Raw genomic sequence first — 18,457 nt, 5'->3', positions numbered from 1 at the left:
GCCCACCGGCGCCGGTGCTTGTCACGAAAGGGGCGCCGATCCCGGTGCCGAGGACGACCTCCGGCTGAACCGCCCTCGCTGCGGATGGGATGATTTTCCTCATGGTGGAGGGATCGGGTGCGCGGTCGCGCGGCGCGGGGGACGACGACGCGGGGGCGTGGGCGGAGCGGTTGGGCTGGGCCCACGGCCTGATCGCGGGCGATCCGGTCGAGCGGTCGGCCGCGCTGCTGCACCTGTCCGAGGCGCGCGGGCGGGCCGACGACGCTCGCGACCGCGCCAACGAGATGTGGCGGCTGACGCATTCCCTGGGAGCGGAGGAGCAGTACCGGGAACCGGCTCTCCTCGGGGCGTTTGACGCGTATCACCGCACCCAGTGGCACGTTTTCCCGGACGCCCTGTGGAATCGGCCCCGGCGCACCGCCATCGCCGACTGGCCGGGGCTGCCGTACGCGCTGCTCTTCCTGGAGTGGGAGGCGAGGTTCCCGCGGGAGTGGACACAGCACGCCAAGGCATGGGGCACGAAGCAGGGGCTGATCCGGGATGTCGCCACGATCGCGCGGGACGAGACGGTCAGGAGCCGGCTCGTCGACCTGACCGAGATCGTCGTCCGGCGCCCGTATCGCTGCAAGGACCGCGAGTACGTACGGGTCGCACGCGCCGTCGACGGCGACGACCTGCGCGACCGGCTCCACGCCGCCTGCGACTCGGACGAGCCCTGGGCGCGCTGCCATGCCGGGTTCGTGCTCTGGCTCCTGGACCGGCCCGGCGTCCCCGCCACCCGGCACGTCTGGCGTTCCTGGCTGGCGACGAGTCCGGCGGCGTGACGGTCTTGGGAGTGGTGTGGTGACGGCACGTTCCCTGGGCCGGTAGGCGTGCCGCTACTGGTCAACCTGTTGATCGGCGTCCCGCCGATCGCGAGTGATGACGAGGAACAAGACATGGGGCCCGCTTCGCGTATCACGCGGAGCGGGCCCCATCATCGAGCGCCGGGCAGGCCTTGCACCTGCATTTCCCCGCAGGAAGCGGGGCGTCTTTCCTTGGACCACCAACGCAGCGCCGGTTGTTCGCGGTTGCGGTGACCGGCTCAAGATCAAGCTTACCGTATGGTCGGGGGTGCTTCCGACCGCGTCAGTTCCGGCGTGGATCGACGAGGATCTTGGGGCCGAGGCCCGCGTCCGGAGGGCGCTTTCCGGCGAGTACGGCACCGACCTCCGTCAGGCCGACCGTCGCGGCGACGAGGGGACGCGGGTCGACGCTGCCCTCCGCATACGCCTGAACGGTCGCTTCCAGACCGGGAGATGCGGACAGTACGCCCACCGCGGTGACGTCCTTCAGGGCCAGCGTCCGGGTGTCGACGCGGCTGGGTTCGCCGGCGATGCCGACGTACACCACACGTCCGGCGGGCTCGACCAACTCGACCGCGAGGCCGGGGAGATGGACGGCGTTGGTGGCGTCGACGACCGCGTCGTACGGCACGTCGGGCAGGGAGTCCGCGCGCCGGACGTGCTCGAAGCCGAGGTCGCGGGCGAACGCGAGGGATCGGTCCGTCGCTCCCATGAGGTGGACCTCCGCCCCGGCGGCCCGCACGAACATCGCGGTGAGCAGGCCGATCGTGCCGGGCCCGAGGATCAGCACCCGGTCGCCGGCGCCGGACGCGGTGGCCCGGGCGGCGCGCAGGGCGGTGCCGCCGGGTTCGACCAGGGCGCCGAGTACGGCGTCCACGGAGTCGGGCAGGGCGTGCAACGACGCGGCGGGGACGGCCAGTTGTTCGGCCAGGGCGCCGGGGCGGTCGCCGCGTATGCCGACCTCCTGCCGCTGGTCGCACACGTGGTGCCGGCCGCGTCGGCAGCGGCGGCACGCTCCGCAGCCGAGCATGGTGTCACCCATGACGCGTCGGCCGAGCCACGCGGGGTCCACACCGTCGCCGACCGCCGCCACGCGTCCGGCCCACTCGTGTCCGAGCCGCATCGGGTAGGCGGCGTGGCCCTGGTGGAGGTAGGTCATCGCGCCGGTGTAGAACTCGACGTCGGTGCCGCAGACGCCGACGCGTTCGACGTCGACGACGGCTTCGCCGGGTCCCGGCAGCGGGGCCGGGACCTCCTGGACGGCGTACTCCCCCGGCGCGGTGAGGACGAAGGCGCGCATGGACGGGCGCGTCACCGCGGGGCGAGGACGCGCTGGCGCTGGGTGCCGAGGTGCTTGATGCCGAGTTCCATGACATCGCCGGGCTGGAGGTAGACGGGCGGGGTGAGGCCCATGCCGACGCCGGGCGGGGTGCCGGTGTTGATGAGGTCGCCGGGTTCCAGGACCAGGAACTGGCTGAGGTAGTGCACGATGAAGTACGGATCGAAGATCATCGTCTTGGTGCTGCCGGTCTGGCGGCGCACTCCGTTGACGTCCAGCCACATGTCGAGGGCGAGGACGTCGTCGATCTCGTCGGCGGTGGCGAGCCAGGGTCCGGCGGGGTTGAAGGTCTCGGCGGACTTGCCCTTGGCCCACTGGCCGCCGCGTTCCAGCTGGAAGCCGCGTTCGCTGACGTCGTTGACGACGACGTATCCGGCGATGGCGGCGCGGGCGTCGTCAACGGAGTCCAGGTAACTGGTCCGGCGGCCGATGACGATGCCGAGTTCGACCTCCCAGTCGGTCCTGGTCGACCCGCGCGGGATGCGGACGTCGTCGTTCGGGCCGATCAGGGTGTTGGGCGACTTGGTGAACAGGATCGGCTCGTCGGGGACCGCCATGCCGCTCTCGGCCGCGTGGTCACGGTAGTTGAGGCCGATGCACAGGATCTGGTGCGGGCGGGCGATCGGAGCGCCGACGCGTTCCCCGGCGAAGCGGGACACCTGCCCGGCGGCCACGCGCTCGGCGACGACGGGCCGGACGCGGTCGATGCCGCCCGAGCCGAAGAACGCCTCGTCGAAGTCGGTGACGGTGTCGGACAGATCGACGTAGGTGTCGTCGTCGATACGGGCGACGGGCTTCTCGGCGCCGGGCGCGCCTATGCGCATGAGGTACACGGGGTCGGTCTCCAGGGATACGGGGATACGGGGATGCAGGGGGTCAGGGGGTGCGGGGGCGGACCGGGCGATGGGGTGCGCTCAGGGGGCCGAGCGCGGCGCGGATCTCGTCGACGGCGTCGACCAGGCTCCGCAAGGGAGTCCGGTAGGTGAGCGCGCTGACGCTCACCGCTCCGGAGGGGGAGGTCGGCGAGGTGGCGTGGACGGGTAGGGCGAGGCAGTTGACGCCGGTCTCGTTCTCCTGGTCGTCGACGGCGTAGCCGCGCTGCCGGGTGGTTTCCAGTGCGCGGTGCAACTCCTCGGCCGTGCACAGGGTTTGCGGGGTGCGGCGCTCCAACGGCGTGCCGCCGATCCACCGTCGTACGGCGTCGAGCGTGTCCAACTCGTGGGCGAGCAGGACCTTTCCGACGCCGGTGGCGTGGGCGGGGTTGCGGCCGCCCACGGTGGAGGTGAGGCGGACGGCGCCGGTCGGGGGGTCGACCTTGGCGCGGTAGACGACCTCGCGGCCGTCGAGCACCGCGTAGTGGGCGGTCTCGCCGAAGCGCACGGCGAGGGTCTGGAGCAGCGGCCGGAGGCGGACGTGCTCCGGGCGGGCCTCGTGGTGGGCGAAGGCCATGCGCAGGAACTCGTCGCCGAGCAGATAGCGGCCCCGGGCGTCCTGGTCGGCGAGACCGGCCCGGCGCAGGGCGCCCAGCGCCCGGTGCACGGTCGGCTTCGGGCTGCCGATCACCCGGGTCAGCTCCTCCAGCCCCACCCCGTCGGGATAGCGGGCCAGTTGCTTGAGCACGGCGAGCACGCGGTCGGAGCCGACCAGGCGGCCCGCACCCGAACGCGATTCGGCCGACCCTGAGTCGTCCTGGTCGGGGTCTGTCGAGCCGTCGTACGTCTGCGTATGCTCCATGGCGTTCCACAGATTAGACCTGTGTGTCGATTGTTGGAAGGAGCTCCGGGTGACGCTCCGCAGCGCCCAGTGGTACGCCGGACAGGACCGCAACGCCTACATCCACCGGGCCTGGATGCGCCGCGGTGTCCCGGACGACGCGTTCAGCGGACGTCCGCAGATCGCGATCGCCAACACCGCCTCGGACCTGACCCCTTGCAACGCCCATCTCGACGAGGTCGCGTCGTCCGTCCGCGACGGGGTGTACGAGGCGGGCGGCATCCCGCTGGACCTGCCGGTGGTGTCGCTCGGCGAGACCAACGTGCGCCCCACGGCCATGCTGTGGCGGAACATGGCGGCGATGGCCACCGAGGAGATGCTCCGCGCCAACCCCATCGACGGGGTGGTGCTGTTGGGCGGCTGCGACAAGACGATCCCGTCGCTGCTCATGGCCGCCGCGTCGGTGGACCTGCCCGCGGTCGTCGTGCCGGGCGGACCGATGCTGACCGGGACCTTCCGCGGCACGCCGCTGGGCTGCGGCACGGACGTGTGGCGGCTGTCGGAGGAGGTGCGGGCCGGGACGCTCACCCAGGAGCAGTTCACCCGCTCCGAGTCGGCGATGATCCGCAGCCGGGGACATTGCAACACCATGGGCACCGCCTCCACGATGGCGCTGTTGGCCGAGGCCCTGGGCACCGTGCTGCCGGGCGTCGCCGGGACACCCGCGCCCGACAGCCGGCTGCTCCAGGCCGCGCACCGTACGGGCCGGTTGGCGGTGGACATGGTCGCCGCCGACCGGCGCCCGGCGACCTTCCTGACCCGGGCCAACTTCCACAACGCGATCGTGGCGCTGGCCGCGATCGGCGGCTCCACCAACGCGGTCGTCCATCTGCTGGCCATCGCCGGACGGTTGGGCGTCGAGCTGAGCCTCGACGACTTCGACCGCATCGGCTCGCACGTGCCGGTGCTGGTGGACCTCCAGCCGGCGGGCCGTTTCCTCATGGAGGACCTCCACCGCGCCGGAGGACTGCTCGCGGTGCTGCGCGAGGTCCGCGACCTGCTCGACCCCGCGGCGCTGACCGTCACCGGCCACCCGCTGGTGGACCATCTCGACGACGCCCCGATCTGGGACACGGAGGTCATCCGCCCCCGCGCCGAACCCCTGGTCGCCGAGGGCGGCATCGCCGTGCTGCGCGGCAACCTCGCCCCGCACGGGGCACTGGTGAAACCCGCGGCCGCCTCCCCCCACCTGCTGCGCCACCGGGGCCGGGCGGTCGTCTTCGACAGCATCGAGGACTTCCACGCCCGTATCGACGACCCCGACCTGGACGTGGACGCCGACTCCGTCCTCGTCCTGCGCGGCTGCGGCCCCAAGGGCTACCCGGGCATGCCCGAGGTGTCGAACATGCCGCTGCCGAAGAAGCTCCTGGAACAGGGCGTACGGGACATGGTCCGGGTCTGCGACGGCCGGATGAGCGGCACGGCGTACGGCACGGTCGTGCTCCACGTGGCGCCGGAGGCGGCGGCCGGCGGACCGCTGGCCCTCGTCCGGACCGGGGACGTCGTCGTCCTCGACGTCGCGGCCCGCCGCATCGACGTCGACGTACCGGCCGACGAACTCGCCCGCAGAACCCCGGACAAGGCCACCGTCGCCGGCTTCGCCAGTCCCCGGCGCGGCTGGGAGCGGCTCTACGTCGACCACGTCCTCCAGGCCGACACGGGAGCCGACCTGGACTTCCTGGTGGGGTCCAGCGGGTCGGAGGTGACCCGGGAGTCGCACTAGCGCGGGGGCCCCGGGAGTTCCTACGCCGCGCGGGCGCGCAGTCGGCGCAGCATGCGGGCGTCCTCGAAGCCGACCGAGCGGGCGGCCGCCTCCAGGGTGGCGCCGTGGCCGATGAGGTGCTGGGCGCGTTCGAGGCGGAGGGTCTGCTGGTAGCGCAGTGGGGTCAGGCCGGTGGCGCGGGTGAACAGGCGGGTGAGGGTACGTTCGCTCACGCCGACCGCGGAGGCGAGGGCGGGCAGCGGCAGCGGGTGGTCGAAGCGGGCGTCGATCAGGTCCTGGACGTGGTGGACGGTGTCGTCGAGGTGGGACCGGTGCCGGAACATCGCGCTGGACTGGGCGTCGTGGCCGTTGCGGCGGGCGTAGACGACCATGTCGCGGGCGACCTTGGCGGCGACGGCGGGCCCGTGCCGGGCGGCGACCAGGTGCAGGGCCAGGTCGATGCCGCTGGCGATGCCGGCCGAGGTGATGACACGGTCGTCGGCGGTGAACAGGACGTCGCGGACGACGGTCGCGCCCGGGTGGCGCCGGGCCAGTTCGTCCTGCACGTCGTGGTGCGTGGTGCAGTGGCGGCCCTGGAGCAGGCCGGCCCGGCCGAGCGCCTCGGCTCCGGCGCACACGCTGGCCACCGTGCCGCCGCGGTCGTGGTGGTCGCGCAGGGCCCGCAGGGCCGGGGCGCCGATCTCGGGCGAGTCGGCCAGGGTGACCGCCTGCCAGCCGGGCACCACGACGAGGTCCTCGGGCCGCAGCTCGGGCCAGTCGAGTCCGGCCACCAGTGGCACCCCCTGCGCGGTGGGGACCTCGGTCCGCTCGGCGACGTAGGTGAGGGTGTAGGGGTGCCCGAAGACGGCGGCGGTGGAGAAGACCTGCGCGGGTCCCGCCAGGTCCAGCAGATGGACTCCGGGCACCAGGAAGAAGACGACGTGGCTCACGATCCGGTCATCATGCCCGAGGCTGGGCCGCGGCCTCCAGCCCGGCGACGGTGGCGATGGTGGCGAAGCGTCCGGCGAGGGCGTACTCGGTACGTCGTACGACCTCCTCGGCGGGCAGGGTGCGGGGGTCGGCGAGCAGTTCGGCGTTGCTCAGATCGGCGGGGGCGTCGCGGTGCGGGATGGGGTTGGTGGCCGTCGCGTCGACGACGAAGGTGACGCCGTAGCCGAGGTCGCTCGCGACCCGCGCGGTGGTCTCCACGCACTGCTCGGTGCGGATGCCGCAGACGGTGAGTTCGCGGATGCCGTGCTCGGTCAGCAACTGCTGGAGGTTGGTGGTGGTGAACGCGTTGTGCGAGGTCTTGTGGATCAGCGGCTCACCGTCCGCCCGCTCCAGCTCCTCCATCAGGCGGACGTGGCCGAGGGCGGGGTCGAAGACGTCGGCGCTGCCCGGCTCCGAGTGCAGCACCCACACCACCAGCTCCCCCGCCTCGCGGGCCAGCCGGACGAGACGGTTCACCTTGTCGGCGATCTTCGGGTCGGAGATCGTCTCCCACAGCGGGCGGACGCGGAAGGACTCCTGGACATCGATGACGATGAGGGCTCGGGTCATGTCCCCAGCCTGGTCCGCCGGGCGGGGCCGCCGACAGGCAGGATCGGGTCCCGGGGCGGACCGATCCGGTCACGCGTCATGGCCTGGCGGCCGGGGGCGTCAGCGGACGCGGTCGTAGGTCAGGGCCATCTCGCCCGACTCGCCGATCTCCCGGTGGGTGAGCGTCCACTTCGAGGCCGGCAGACCGTCGTCGAACAGCCGCTCCCCGCCCCCGGCGATCTCGGGGCAGATGATCAGGTACAGCCGGTCGACCAGATCCGCCGCGAGGGCCGCCTTGATGACACTCGCGCTGGTGTTGATGAGGATGTCGCCCTCGCCGTCGGCCTTGAGGCCGGCGAGGACCTCCGCGGTCGGGGCGTTCACCACGCGGGCGCGGCTCCACGGCGCCTCGGTGAGGGTCGTGGACAGGACCACCTTCTCGGTGTCGACCAGCCACTTCGCATAGCCGCGGTCGCGCGGGTCGGCGTTGTCGTCCTCGGCGACCGAGGGCCAGAACCCGAGGAACCCCTCGGCGTTGCCCCGGCCGAGCACGACCGTCGTGGCGTTCTCCCAGATGCGGGTGAGGTGGTTGCGGGCGACGTCCGTGACGGCGTACGGGACGATCGCGCCGAGGTCTCCGGGGCCGCCGGGGCCGTTGTAGCGCCCGTCGAGGGTGAGGTTGATGTTCGCAGTGACCTTGCGTCCGGTCGAGTCGCTCATGATCGCGCTTCCTTATCCCTTGGCTCGTGTATGCGTGGTGCCCTTGGTGGTGGTGCGCGCTGTGCCGACGGAGGCGGCGAGGTTGTCGAGCACCTGCTCCCAACCGGTTCCGATCCCGGCGATGTGAGGGGCCGCTTCGACGGTCGTGTCGGTGATGCGCAGGTCGAGCCGGAGTCGCGTCCCGTCCGGGACCTCGGCGAGGCTCAGGTCGTAGTGGCCGGTGAAGGAGACCGCGTCCGCGGGGTCCAGCACCGAGAGGTCGAACACGAGGTGCTCGGGTTCCGCCGCGGTGTGGACCCGTCCCTCGGAGCGGTAGCGCCCTTCGGCATCCCGGTACTCGAGGACGGCTCGTCCACCCGGCCTTGCCTCCAGGACGCACTCGCTGACCGTCAGCGACGGCGGCGCCCACCAGGAGGCGAGCAGGTCCGCGTCGGTCCAGTGCCGCCAGACGAGGTCACGGGGTGCGGGGAGGGCGCGCTCGAACGAGAACGTACGTCCGTCCGCCCACCGCTCCCGGTCCGCGGCCGCGGCCTCCGCCTCGATGGCGGCGCGGTAGCGGGCGATGACGTCCCGCTCGCCCGCGTGCGCCTCCGCTGTCTCGACCAGCTCCCGCAGCCGCCGCTCCAGGGCTGCCAGGGGTGCGGTCTCGACCGCGTAGACCCGGCGCTGCCCCAGCGGGAAGACCGTCACGAGGCCGGCCCGGGCGAGGGTCTGCAGGTGCTTGGTGGTCTGTGGCTGCCGTAGCCCGGTCAGCTCCGCCAGTTCACCGACGGACCGGGGCCGCTCGACGAGGAGTTCGACGATGCGCCACCGCGCTCCGTCCCCCAGTGCTGATGCGATCCGCTCCATGCCCTGAAGTATTCACCACAACGAATATTCTCGTCAAGGAATTTCTCGGGCCGCCTGGGCCGCCTGGTCTGCCTGCGCTGCCTGTGCTGCCTGCGCTGCCGCCTGGGCTGGCCGGGTCGTCCGGGCCGCCCGGGCCGCGATCGCCATGACCGCGACGGCAACCGCGACGATCCCGGCGCCGACGAACAGCGGAGCCCGGTAGCCGAGGCCCGCCGAGAGGGCCAGGCCGCCGAGCCAGGCGCCGAGGGCGTTGCCGACGTTGGAGGCGGACACGTTGGCGCTGGCGGCGAGGGGCGCCCCGTGGGCGTGGTCGGTGACCCGGGTGATCATGCCGGGGACGGCGGCGAAGCCGGTCAGCCCCATCAGGAAGACCAGGACGACCGAGGCGGGGGCGCTCGCGGCCAGCAGGCCGAACGCGGCGAGGGTGACGGTGAGGCCCAGGAGGGCGAGGATCAGGGCGCGGTCACGGTCGCTGTCGGCGGCCCGCCCGCCGACCACGTTCCCGACGACCAGGCCGACGCCGTACACCATCAACAGCCAGGCGACGGCCGACGCGGAGAAGCCGCCGACCTCGGTGAACGTGTAGGCGATGTAGCTGAACGCGCCGAACATGCCGCCGTAGCCGAGCGCGGTGGCGGTGAGGGTGAGCCAGACCTGCGCGGAGCGGAAGGCGTGGAGTTGGGAGCGCGGGTGGGTGGGCGGGGCGGGGTCCGCGCCGTCGCGTGGCGCCGGTGACGTCCGGCCCGCCCCGCCCCCTCCCGCCGGCGTGGGCACCAGGGCGACGATCCCCGCCAGCGCCAGGACGCCGATCGCGGTGACCGCCCAGAACGCCGAACGCCAGCCCCAGCGTTCACCGACCAGCGCGCCGAACGGCACGCCCAGCACGTTCGCCAGGGTCAGCCCGGCGAACATGACCGCCACCGCACGGGACTTCCGCTCAGGCGCGACCAGGCTGCGGGCGACCAGCGATCCGATGCCGAAGAACGAGCCGTGGCACAGGGCCGCGACGATCCGTCCGAGCATCATCGCCGGATAGTTCGGCGCGACGGCTGACAGCAGGTTGCCGATCACGAACAACGCCATCAGGCCGACCAGGACCTGCTTGCGGGGCAGGCGGGCCGTCGCCGCCGTGAGGGCGATCGCGCCGGCCGCGACACTGAGCGCGTATCCGGAGACGAGCCGGCCAGCCGCCGCCTCGGACACCGCGAAACTCGACGCGACCTGCGGCAACAGCCCGGCGATGAGGAACTCGGTGAGCCCGATACCGAAGCCGCCGAGAGCCAGCGCGACCAGCCCCGGCGGCAGCCGTCCCCGTTCACCCTTGCGCCGTGGGCGCTGGGTGTACGTGCTGCGGACTGTCCCCGTCCCATCCCTGAATCGGCTCATGATCCACCGTCACCCGACGCGGCGGACCGGTCCATGGACAAAGGCCCGCGTCCCTTGGACGAACGGCCGCGGTTCTCCGGGAGTTGGGACATTCGGCTGGTCACAGCGGTCCGGCCGGGGCAGGCTGTGACGCGGATCGGGCGACGGAGGTCGCATCCGGCGACCACATGAGGAGTACGGCGAGATGGAACCCAGGGTTCGTCACCACCCCGCGTCCGGCGAAGTGGACCTCAGCGCCCCGGCCGCCGAACTGCACCGTCTGGCGCGGGCCGTGGCCGAGGGTGCGGGCGTGCTGTGGACCACGACCGGGCCTGACGGCGACGACGGCACCCTGGCCGGCGTCGAGATCCGCGACACGCCGGGCCCCGGAGTCCGCGTCACCGTCGACCCCGCCCGGCGTGTCCTCCTGATCGACGGGGACGGCGACGCCCGAGCCCTCTTGGCGGCCAACCTGCGGAACATGGCCGACGCGGACGACGGCGGCCATCTCCACGTCGACCATTTCCCCGACCACCCCTACCTGGCGGAGGGTTCCCTCCCGCTGGTGGTCAACAGCCCGCACGGGGGCATGCCAGGGCGCTGAGCCGTCAGCGGCCCGTAACCGCCTCCGCGCCCGCCTGCGCGTACTTCTCGTCCAGGGCGCCGGACGGAGCGCCCGCGACGCCGATGGCCGCGATCGGGGCGTTCTGGGCGGTGACGGGGACGCCGCCGGCCAGGAACAGGGTGCCGGGGATGTCCTTCAGGTTCGGGGCCTGCTTCAGACGCTCGGCGAGTTCGGAGGTGGGGGCGTTCCAGGAGACGGCGGTGTACGCCTTGCGCTCGGCCGACTCGTACGACTGCGGGCCGGCGCCGTCGCCGCGCAGGGTGACGACGGTGTTGCCGTTGCGGTCGACGACGGCGACCGTGACCCGCTGGTGCTCCTTCTCGGCGGCGTCGAGCGCGGCCTGGGCGGCGCGGGTGGCGGCGTCGATCGTCAGGTGGGTGGACGTGGTGGTGGCCTTGGCCGGGGCGGAGACCGCGGCGGCAGCGGCGGGCGCCTTGGCCGGTGCGGAGGCGTTGGCGGAGACCGCGCCGATACCGGCCAGGGCGACAGCGCCGAGCACGGCACCGCCGACGGCGAGGCGGGCACGGCGGGAGACCTTCTTGTGCTGGGGCTGCACGGCGTTCATGGGTCGTCGACTCCTTCGGTGGGAGAGCGGCTCGGTCGCCGCCCCGTTTCCTGCTCTCCACCCTCGGCCCGGAACCGGGCCCGGACGGTCGACGTTCCGGCTCGCCCGGGATCGCGGGACGGATGACACGGGGGTCATCCGATCGGTTGACCTGCGGGGCCCGCGGCTCCGGTGACAATGGAGGTGTTTGCCCAGTTCAGCGCCCACGGCCGGGAAAGGAGGCGGGCCCCTGATGCCGGACCGCCCGGACGCACCGAGCGCCGTCGACACCCGGTGGCTCGGCCTCGTCCTGCACGCCGCGTTCTTCCTGCTGCTCGGCGGCGCCCTCGCCCGCTTCCTGCTGCGCCATCCCGGCGAGCCGCGCACGCCGTGGATCATCGCGCTGTGCGTGGTGCTCGTCGTCCTGCATCTGGTGGGGCCGAAGGCGGGCAGCCCGGGACCACGGCACTCCGCGTGGCTGGCGCTCGTCGTCGTGGTGTGGATGGTGCTGGTCGTGCTCGCGCCCAGCTTCGCCTGGTGCGCGGTGCCCCTCTTCTACACCGGCCTGCGCACGCTGCCGCAGCGTGCGGCGCTCGTCCTGGTGGCGGTGCTGACCGTGTTCGTGGTGGCCGCGCAGGTGCAGCTCGGCGGGCGCTTCGACCCGAACCTGGTGCTCGCGCCGCCCGCCGTCGCCGCGCTCGCCACCGCCGTCTTCCTCCAGATGGAGCGGCAGACCGACCGGCAGCGCGCCCTCATCGACGACCTCATCCGCACCCGCCGCGAACTCGCCGCCTCGGAACGCCGCGAGGGCACCCTCGCCGAGCGGGAGCGGCTCGCCATGGAGATCCACGACACGCTCGCCCAGGGCCTGTCCAGCCAGCGGATGCTGCTCCAGGCGGCGGACCGGGTGTGGGACGCCGCACCGGACAAGGCCCGCGCCCATGTCCGCACCGCCGCCTCCGTCGCCGAGCACAACCTCGCCGAGGCCCGCCGGTTCGTGCACGACCTCGCGCCCGCCGACCTCGCCCGCGGCGGCGGCCTCGACGCGGCGCTGCGTGCGCTGGCCGCCCGGGAGTCCGGTGGGCAGTTGACCGTACGGGTCCATGTCGACGCCGAGGACGAGCGGCTCACCCGGCTGCCGGACCGCGTCCAGTCCGCCCTGCTGCGCATCGCCCAGGGCGCCCTGGCCAACGTCCGCGAGCATGCCGGCGCGCGCGGTGCCGCGCTCACGCTCACCCTGCTCGACGACGAGGTCGTCCTGGACGTCTCCGACGACGGCCACGGCTTCGACCCCGCCGCGCCGCCCGACTCCGCCGAGGGCGGGCGCGGCCACGGTCTGCCCGCGATGCGGGCCCGCCTGCGGGCACTCGGCGGCACCCTGACCGTCGAGTCCCGAACCGGCGAGGGCACGGTCCTGTCCGCGGCGGTTCCGTTGGAGGCGCACCGATGAGCCCTGACGCCCCACTCCGCGCACCGATGAGCCCTGGCGCCCCACTCCACGCATCGACGAGCCCTGACGCCCCACTCCGCGCAGCAATGAGCCCTGATCTCCGCTGGGAGGCGGCGCCTTGACGACCCCCGACCACCCCCACCGCGTGCGCATCCTGGTCTGCGACGACCACGCCGTCGTACGCGCCGGACTGCTCGCGCTGCTCGACAGCGCCCCGGACATCGAGGTCGTCGGCGAAGCCGGCACCGGTGAGGAGGCGCTGGCGCTGGCCGCGAAGCTCACGCCGGACGTGGTGCTGATGGACCTCCAGCTGGGCGAGGGCATCGACGGCGTGGAGACCACCCGCCGCCTCACCTCCGCGCCGGGCGCCCGCCCGCACGTCCTGGTGCTGACGACGTACGACACCGACGCCGACATCACCCGCGCCATCGAGGCGGGCGCCACCGGTTATCTCCTCAAGGCCGAGCGCCCCGACGAGCTGTTCGCGGCGATCCACGCCGCCGCCGAGGGCCGCACCGCGCTGTCGGCGCCGGTCGCCGGCCGCGTGATGGCCAACCTCCGCAAGCCCCGCCCCACCCTCACCGACCGCGAACGCGACATCCTCGCCCAGCTGGCCCGCGGCATCGGCAACCGGGACATCGCCCGCGCCCTGTTCATCAGCGAGGCCACGGTGAAGACCCACCTCCGCCGGATCTACGACAAGCTCGGCGTCGACACGCGGGCAGGAGCGGTCGCGGTCGCCAAGGAGAGGCGGCTCCTTCCGTGAGGAGGATCCGCGACGTTTCCAGCCACGCTCCCGCGGACGTGATCGTGTCGCCCCCGCCACCGGCCCGCGCGGACGTAACGTGGTGGCTGCCGATGCCGTAAACCCATGGATGGCGTGATGTGTTGGAGTGCGACGGCCGACCTGGTGGCCGGTACGGCGGTCGCGGGTGTCGGTGTCGCCTGTGTGGCGCGGGTGCGTGATCCGCGTGATCTCCCGCTGGCCGGGCTGCCGTTGCTGCTGGGGGCGCATCAGATCGTCGAGGCGCTGGTGTGGAACGCCGGTGGCGGCAGCGGCGCCGCGACGGTGGTGTGGGCCGTGATCGCGTTGCCGGTACTGGCCGCGGGAGTGCCCTTGGCCGTCTGGTGCGCGGCTCGGCCACGGGCCCGGCGCCGGCTGGCCCTTCCCCTGGTGATCGGCGCGGCGACCGCGGCGGCGCTCGCCCATGCCTTGGTCTCCGGTCGGGTCACGGCCGAGATCCGCGGCCACACGATGGGCTATTCGATCGGCCTGTCGCACACTCCCCTGCTCATCGCCGGGTATCTGCTGGCGACCGTGGGCTCCTTGCTGCTCTCCGGTGACCGGCGGCTGTGCGTGCTGGGGGTGCTGGTCGCCGTGGGTGCGGCGGTCTGCTCGGCGTTGTGGCGGCTGGAGTTCGTCTCGACGTGGTGTGCGCTGGCCGCCCTGTGCTCGGTGGTGCTGCTGGGCTGGGTCCGCGCACGGTCGCGCGGCGCGGTGCCCGCGGCCTGAGACCACCGCTCCGCACGGCCCCGCGGAGCATTCGCCGCCGCACAACCCCACGGCACAGTCACCGCCGCCCGACCCCACCCATCCACACACCCACCCGGCACAGTCACCCCGCCCTCACGCCACCGATCTTTCCGCAGCCGCCTGCGCGCCCCGCCCCGCATGGGACAGGATGAGCAGGTCATGCACCCCCACGTCAGCCACCGTCCAGCGCCTCTGCCCGTGTTGCGGGCCGCGGTGTTCGCCGTCGTCGGTGCCGTGCTCGGGGTGAGCGCCCATCATCTGTTCGGCGCGGAGTCCGTGCCGTGGGCGCAGGCGTCGGCCGTGGCCGGCGGGCTCTTCGGGCTGGGCCTGATCGGCGTACGGCGGCCACGCCATGTGGGCACGGTCGTCGTGTTCAGCGTGGCGGGGCAGTCGGGGCTGCACCTGTGGCTGACGCTCACCACGCACACTCCGCACGCCCAGGGTCACGTCCACCACGCCGGCCCCGCGATGGGTCATGAGCGGCTGCACGACTCCGTCGCCATGACGGTCGCCCACGCGCTGGTCGCCGTGCTCGTCGCGGTGTTGCTGCACCGCGCGGACGCCGCCTGCTGGACGCTGGTCCGCGGTGTGGGCGCGGTGCTGGGCTCCGTGCGAGCCCATGTCGCCGCCGCCCGGGCGCTGTTCACCCGGCCGCGGGTGGCCGGGCTGCTCGACGTGCCGGTTCCGGTGCGGGCCGAGCGGGCGCGGCCGACGCCCACGGCGAGCGTCCTCGCGCACGCGGTGGTGCGGCGGGGGCCGCCGTCGGGTCGGGCAGTTCTCGTCAACTGACCCGATCGGGGCACGCGTTCGGCTTCGCCGTGCGGCGGCCCCGACAACCCCCCATGCCTGGAGACACCCATGTCCCGCATCATCCGCCGGCTCACCGTCGCGGCCGCCACCGCGGCAACCGCCGTACTGTTCACCGCCGTTCCGGCCGCCGCCCATGTCGAGGTCGAGTCGGACGACGCGCAGGCCCTCGCCGAGAACGCCGAACTCGCCTTCACCGCCGAGTCGGAGTCCGCCACCGCCGGGATCGCGCAGATCCGGGTGGTCCTGCCCAAGGGCATCGCCCCGTCCGACGTGACGTACGGGAAGGGGCCCGAGGGCTGGAAGTTCACCGCGACGGACGACGGCTACACCGTGAAGGGCGCGGCGCTGAAGGTGGGCGCCGACGCCGAGTACTCCGTCGTCGTACGGCAGTTGCCCGACGTAAAGGAGCTGGCGTTCAAGACACTCCAGACGTACGGCGACGGCAAGGTCGACCGCTGGATCGAGCTGGACGAGTCCGGCGACGACGGGCACGGGCACGGCGAGGGCAACCCGGCCCCGGTGCTGAAGCTGAAGGCGGCCGCGCCGGGGGCGGCGCCGGTCGGACCCTCCCCCAGTGCGTCCGCGAGCGCGTCGGCGACCCCGACCGCGGAGGCGTCCGGCACCTCGCCGACCCCGCAGGCGGCCGACACCGAGAAGGACGAGGACGACGGCGGTCTGTCCGCGGGGGTGTGGGTCGCGATCGCGGTGGTGCTCGTCGTGGCCGTGGCCGTGGTGGTCGTACGACGCAGGGGCGGCGCCCGACAGTAGGCGGTCGCAAGCGCCTCCGCCTCTGCCTCAAATGCCCCCGCATCCCGGCGAGTTCGGGTTGCGGGGGCTGGCCATGCGTGCGGTTCGAGGGGGACGATCCGGGAGGACACCGTTGAAGCGGCGCGGAGGAGTGCCCCGATGAAGGCCATCGTCCAGTACGCGTACGGCTCCACCGAAACCCTGGAACTGCGGGACGTCGAGCGTCCCGTGCCCGGCGACGACGAAGTGCTGGTGGAGGTGCGAGCCGCGGGCGTCGACCCGAGCGTGTGGCATCTCATGACCGGGCGGCCCTACATCGCCCGGCTCAGTCCCGAGCTCGGCCTGCGCCGGCCCGCTCACGTCGTGCGCGGCTGGGACGCGGCGGGGCGGGTGGCGGCGGTCGGGGCGAAGGTGACCGGGTTCAAGCCGGGGGACGAGGTGTTCGGGCAGTGCGACGGCTCCTTCGCCGAGTACGCGCGCGCCAGACCCGACCAGCTCGCCGCGATGCCCGCGGGTTTCTCCTTCCCGCAGGCCGCCGCCCTGCCCGTCTCCGGCGTGACCGCGCTCCAGGCCCTCGACATGGCCCGCCCGCGGCCCGGCGACAAGGTGCTCGTGATCGGCGCCTCGGGCGGCGTCGGGACGTACGCCGTGCAACTCGCCGCCCATTACGGGGCCCGGGTCACCGGCGTGTGCGGGCCCGGCGCGGCCGATCTGGTCAGGTCGCTCGGGGCGGCCGACGTCATCGACTACACCCGGGAGGAGGTCACCGACCGGCCCGTCCGCCACGACCTCGTCATCGACACCGCCGGGAACCGTTCCCTGACCCGGTTGCGCCGGGTCCTCGCGCCGCGGGGCACGGTCGTCTTCGTCGGCGGCGAGGACGGCGGGCCCGTGCTGGGCGGCCTGGACCGCTGGGTGCGCGGACTGGTGCTGTCGCTCTTCGTGGGGCAGCGCCTGCGCCCGCTGTTCGCCCGCACCCGGCAGCCGGACCTGCTTCGCCTCAAGGACCTCGCGGAGACGGGCGCGATCGCCCCGGTGATCGACCGCACCTATCCGCTGGACGAGGCCGTGGCCGCCGTACGCCATCTGGAGAGCGGGCATCCGCGGGGCAAGCTCGTCGTCACCGTCTGAGCGCGTCAGCTCCCCGTCGGGGGTTCCAGGCGGCCGAGCCAGGTGGTGAGCAGCTCTTCGAGGGTCTCGGCCTCGGCGGGCGTCAGCAGGTCCAGCAGCCGGCGTTCGTTGCGGATGTGGTCGGTGAAGGCCCGGTCGATCAGTTCGCGGCCGGGCCGGGTGAGGGCGACGATCCGGCCGCGCTGGTCGTCGGAGGAGCGGCGGCGGGTGACGAGTCCGGCCCGCTCCAGACGGTCGATGCGCTTCGTCATCGCGCCGGTGGTCACCATGGTGTGCGCGGCGAGCTCGCCGGGTGCCCGCTCATAGGGCTCACCGGCGCGGCGCAGGGCGCACAGGACGTCGAACTCCCCCTCGCCGAGGCCGTGACGGCCGTAGACGAGCACGAGTTCCTCGGTGAGCCGGCCGGCGAGGCGGTGCAGCCTGCCGATCACTCCCTGCGGGCCGACGTCGAGGTCGGGTCGCTCGCGGCGCCAGTCGGCCTGGATACGGGCCACACGGTCCGGCGTTCGCCGGTCTTCCCCAGACATGGACTCGGACATGGACCTCATATTAGCTTCCCGGGAAGCTATATTGGCTTCCATGGAAGCAAATTCCCGATGGGTGGCGCTGACGGCGGTGGCACCGGTGGCCTGGGGCACCAACTACTACGTCACCCACGAGTTCCTCCCGACGGACCGCCCGCTGTACGGGGCCGCGCTGCGGGCGCTGCCCGCCGGCCTCGTGCTGCTCGCCCTCGCCCGGCGGCGGCCGCACGGGGTGTGGTGGTGGCGCTCGGCGGTGCTCGGGCTGCTCAACGTGAGCGTGTTCTTCGTCCTCGTCTACGCCGCCTCGCAGCTGCTTCCGACGAGCGTGGCCTCGACCGTGATGGCGGCGTCCCCGCTGACGATGATGCTCATCGCCTGGTCCTTGGTCGCCGAGCGGCCCGGCGCCGCGCATCTCACCGGCGCCGCGATCGGGCTCGCCGGGGTCTGTCTGATGCTGTTCACCGGCGCGGAGGGGGTGAGCGTGCCGGGGGTGCTGGCCTCGGGCGGGGCCATGCTGGTGTCGGCGTTCGGCCACATCCTCACCAAGCGGTGGAACGCCGGTGGCGCGGTGCTCGCCTCGACCGCCTGGCAGCTCACCGCCGGAGCACTGTTCCTGCTGCCGGTCGCGGCGGCCGTGGAGGGCCCGCCGCCCGCCCTGTCCGCGTCGGCGCTCCTCGCGTTCGCCTATGTCTCCGTCGTCGCCACGGCTCTGGCCTTCACGGTGTGGTTCGCCGGACTGCGGCACCTGCCGTCGGGGACGGTCGGCCTCATAGGGCTGCTCAATCCCGTGACCGGTGTGCTGCTGGGCACGGTGGTGGCGGGCGAGGCGCTGACCGTGCGGCAGCTGTGCGGGCTGGGGCTGGTGCTGCTCGGGGTCGCGCTCGGCCGCCCGGGACGCCCGAGACCGGCACCCCGGGCCGTGCCCGCGACCTGCAACGCCCCCTGAGACAGGGCAAGGTG

General features: G+C 73.2%; 20 protein-coding genes. 10 read left to right on the top strand and 10 right to left on the bottom strand.

What is annotated here, in order from left to right; all coding sequences use genetic code 11:
• Positions 1 to 101 precede the first annotated feature (101 nt).
• Entirely contained in the window at positions 102 to 824 is a 723-nt protein-coding gene (locus EJC51_RS42395; protein ID WP_126275965.1) for a hypothetical protein, read from the top strand.
• A gap of 304 nt (positions 825 to 1,128) precedes the next feature.
• Here EJC51_RS42395 and EJC51_RS42390 read toward each other — a convergent pair whose 3' ends face one another.
• Genes EJC51_RS42390 through EJC51_RS42380 form a run of 3 tightly spaced genes read right to left on the bottom strand, consistent with a single transcriptional unit; the run spans position 1,129 to position 3,918 of the window.
• Positions 1,129 to 2,145: a zinc-dependent alcohol dehydrogenase gene (locus EJC51_RS42390; protein ID WP_126275964.1), complete on the bottom strand. Its 1,017-nt coding sequence runs from the start codon at positions 2,143 to 2,145 to the stop codon at positions 1,129 to 1,131.
• 11 nt (positions 2,146 to 2,156) lie between these two features.
• Positions 2,157 to 3,017: a fumarylacetoacetate hydrolase family protein gene (locus EJC51_RS42385; RefSeq protein ID WP_126275963.1), complete on the bottom strand. Its 861-nt coding sequence runs from the start codon at positions 3,015 to 3,017 to the stop codon at positions 2,157 to 2,159.
• Between the two features lie 43 nt (positions 3,018 to 3,060).
• Positions 3,061 to 3,918, bottom strand: coding sequence for an IclR family transcriptional regulator (locus EJC51_RS42380; protein ID WP_126275962.1), 858 nt, complete (start codon positions 3,916 to 3,918; stop codon positions 3,061 to 3,063).
• Positions 3,919 to 3,967: 49 nt separating this feature from the next.
• Here EJC51_RS42380 and EJC51_RS42375 point away from each other — a divergent pair, with 49 nt between their 5' ends.
• Entirely contained in the window at positions 3,968 to 5,680 is a 1,713-nt protein-coding gene (locus EJC51_RS42375; RefSeq protein WP_126275961.1) for an IlvD/Edd family dehydratase, read from the top strand.
• Between the two features lie 20 nt (positions 5,681 to 5,700).
• On the opposite strand, the gene EJC51_RS42370 is transcribed toward EJC51_RS42375, so the two are convergent.
• The 5 genes from EJC51_RS42370 to EJC51_RS42350 form a co-directional block, all read right to left on the bottom strand.
• Positions 5,701 to 6,609 (bottom strand): GlxA family transcriptional regulator, encoded by a 909-nt coding sequence (locus EJC51_RS42370; RefSeq protein WP_126275960.1) that lies wholly within the window; start codon positions 6,607 to 6,609, stop codon positions 5,701 to 5,703.
• Positions 6,610 to 6,619: 10 nt separating this feature from the next.
• Positions 6,620 to 7,219, bottom strand: coding sequence for a cysteine hydrolase family protein (locus EJC51_RS42365; RefSeq protein WP_126275959.1), 600 nt, complete (start codon positions 7,217 to 7,219; stop codon positions 6,620 to 6,622).
• 99 nt (positions 7,220 to 7,318) lie between these two features.
• Positions 7,319 to 7,918 carry a dihydrofolate reductase family protein gene (locus EJC51_RS42360; protein WP_126275958.1) on the bottom strand — a complete coding sequence of 200 codons (600 nt, stop codon included), beginning with the start codon at positions 7,916 to 7,918 and terminating at the stop codon, positions 7,319 to 7,321.
• Positions 7,919 to 7,930: 12 nt separating this feature from the next.
• Positions 7,931 to 8,767, bottom strand: a complete 837-nt coding sequence (locus EJC51_RS42355) for a metalloregulator ArsR/SmtB family transcription factor (protein ID WP_126275957.1) — start codon at positions 8,765 to 8,767, stop codon at positions 7,931 to 7,933.
• Positions 8,768 to 8,800: 33 nt separating this feature from the next.
• The gene (locus tag EJC51_RS42350; RefSeq protein ID WP_126277353.1) at positions 8,801 to 10,072 is read right to left on the bottom strand and encodes an MFS transporter; all 1,272 of its coding nucleotides are present in this window, start codon (positions 10,070 to 10,072) and stop codon (positions 8,801 to 8,803) included.
• 265 nt (positions 10,073 to 10,337) lie between these two features.
• Between EJC51_RS42350 and EJC51_RS42345 the strand changes: the two genes are divergently transcribed.
• On the top strand, positions 10,338 to 10,736 hold the full coding sequence (locus EJC51_RS42345; RefSeq protein ID WP_126275956.1) for an Imm32 family immunity protein: 399 nt from the start codon (positions 10,338 to 10,340) through the stop codon (positions 10,734 to 10,736).
• A gap of 4 nt (positions 10,737 to 10,740) precedes the next feature.
• Here the strand turns inward: EJC51_RS42345 and EJC51_RS42340 are convergent, their stop codons facing one another.
• Positions 10,741 to 11,322, bottom strand: coding sequence for a GlcG/HbpS family heme-binding protein (locus EJC51_RS42340; protein WP_126275955.1), 582 nt, complete (start codon positions 11,320 to 11,322; stop codon positions 10,741 to 10,743).
• Positions 11,323 to 11,554: 232 nt separating this feature from the next.
• On the opposite strand from EJC51_RS42340, the gene EJC51_RS42335 reads away from it, so the two are divergent.
• From EJC51_RS42335 to EJC51_RS42305, 6 genes are all read left to right on the top strand, one after another.
• The gene (locus tag EJC51_RS42335; RefSeq protein ID WP_126275954.1) at positions 11,555 to 12,751 is read left to right on the top strand and encodes a sensor histidine kinase; all 1,197 of its coding nucleotides are present in this window, start codon (positions 11,555 to 11,557) and stop codon (positions 12,749 to 12,751) included.
• 118 nt (positions 12,752 to 12,869) lie between these two features.
• A complete protein-coding gene (locus EJC51_RS42330; protein ID WP_126275953.1) occupies positions 12,870 to 13,517 on the top strand; it encodes a response regulator in 648 nt (215 codons plus the stop codon).
• A 117-nt stretch (positions 13,518 to 13,634) separates the two neighbouring features.
• Positions 13,635 to 14,264, top strand: a complete 630-nt coding sequence (locus EJC51_RS42325) for a DUF6629 family protein (RefSeq protein ID WP_126277352.1) — start codon at positions 13,635 to 13,637, stop codon at positions 14,262 to 14,264.
• A gap of 180 nt (positions 14,265 to 14,444) precedes the next feature.
• On the top strand, positions 14,445 to 15,074 hold the full coding sequence (locus EJC51_RS48020; RefSeq protein WP_244363108.1) for a hypothetical protein: 630 nt from the start codon (positions 14,445 to 14,447) through the stop codon (positions 15,072 to 15,074).
• Between the two features lie 69 nt (positions 15,075 to 15,143).
• The gene (locus EJC51_RS42310) at positions 15,144 to 15,863 is read left to right on the top strand and encodes a DUF1775 domain-containing protein (RefSeq protein WP_126275950.1); all 720 of its coding nucleotides are present in this window, start codon (positions 15,144 to 15,146) and stop codon (positions 15,861 to 15,863) included.
• Positions 15,864 to 16,001: 138 nt separating this feature from the next.
• On the top strand, positions 16,002 to 16,973 hold the full coding sequence (locus tag EJC51_RS42305; RefSeq protein ID WP_126275949.1) for an NAD(P)-dependent alcohol dehydrogenase: 972 nt from the start codon (positions 16,002 to 16,004) through the stop codon (positions 16,971 to 16,973).
• A gap of 5 nt (positions 16,974 to 16,978) precedes the next feature.
• Here EJC51_RS42305 and EJC51_RS42300 read toward each other — a convergent pair whose 3' ends face one another.
• Positions 16,979 to 17,512, bottom strand: a complete 534-nt coding sequence (locus EJC51_RS42300; RefSeq protein ID WP_244363105.1) for a MarR family winged helix-turn-helix transcriptional regulator — start codon at positions 17,510 to 17,512, stop codon at positions 16,979 to 16,981.
• A 40-nt stretch (positions 17,513 to 17,552) separates the two neighbouring features.
• Here EJC51_RS42300 and EJC51_RS42295 point away from each other — a divergent pair, with 40 nt between their 5' ends.
• Positions 17,553 to 18,443, top strand: coding sequence for an EamA family transporter (locus EJC51_RS42295; RefSeq protein ID WP_126275948.1), 891 nt, complete (start codon positions 17,553 to 17,555; stop codon positions 18,441 to 18,443).
• The last annotated feature ends 14 nt before the right edge of the window (positions 18,444 to 18,457 follow it).

Source organism: Streptomyces aquilus, assembly GCF_003955715.1.
Classification (GTDB): domain Bacteria; phylum Actinomycetota; class Actinomycetes; order Streptomycetales; family Streptomycetaceae; genus Streptomyces; species Streptomyces aquilus.
Note: the sequence above shows the minus strand (reverse complement) of the source record. Positions and strands in the feature narration are given on the sequence as shown.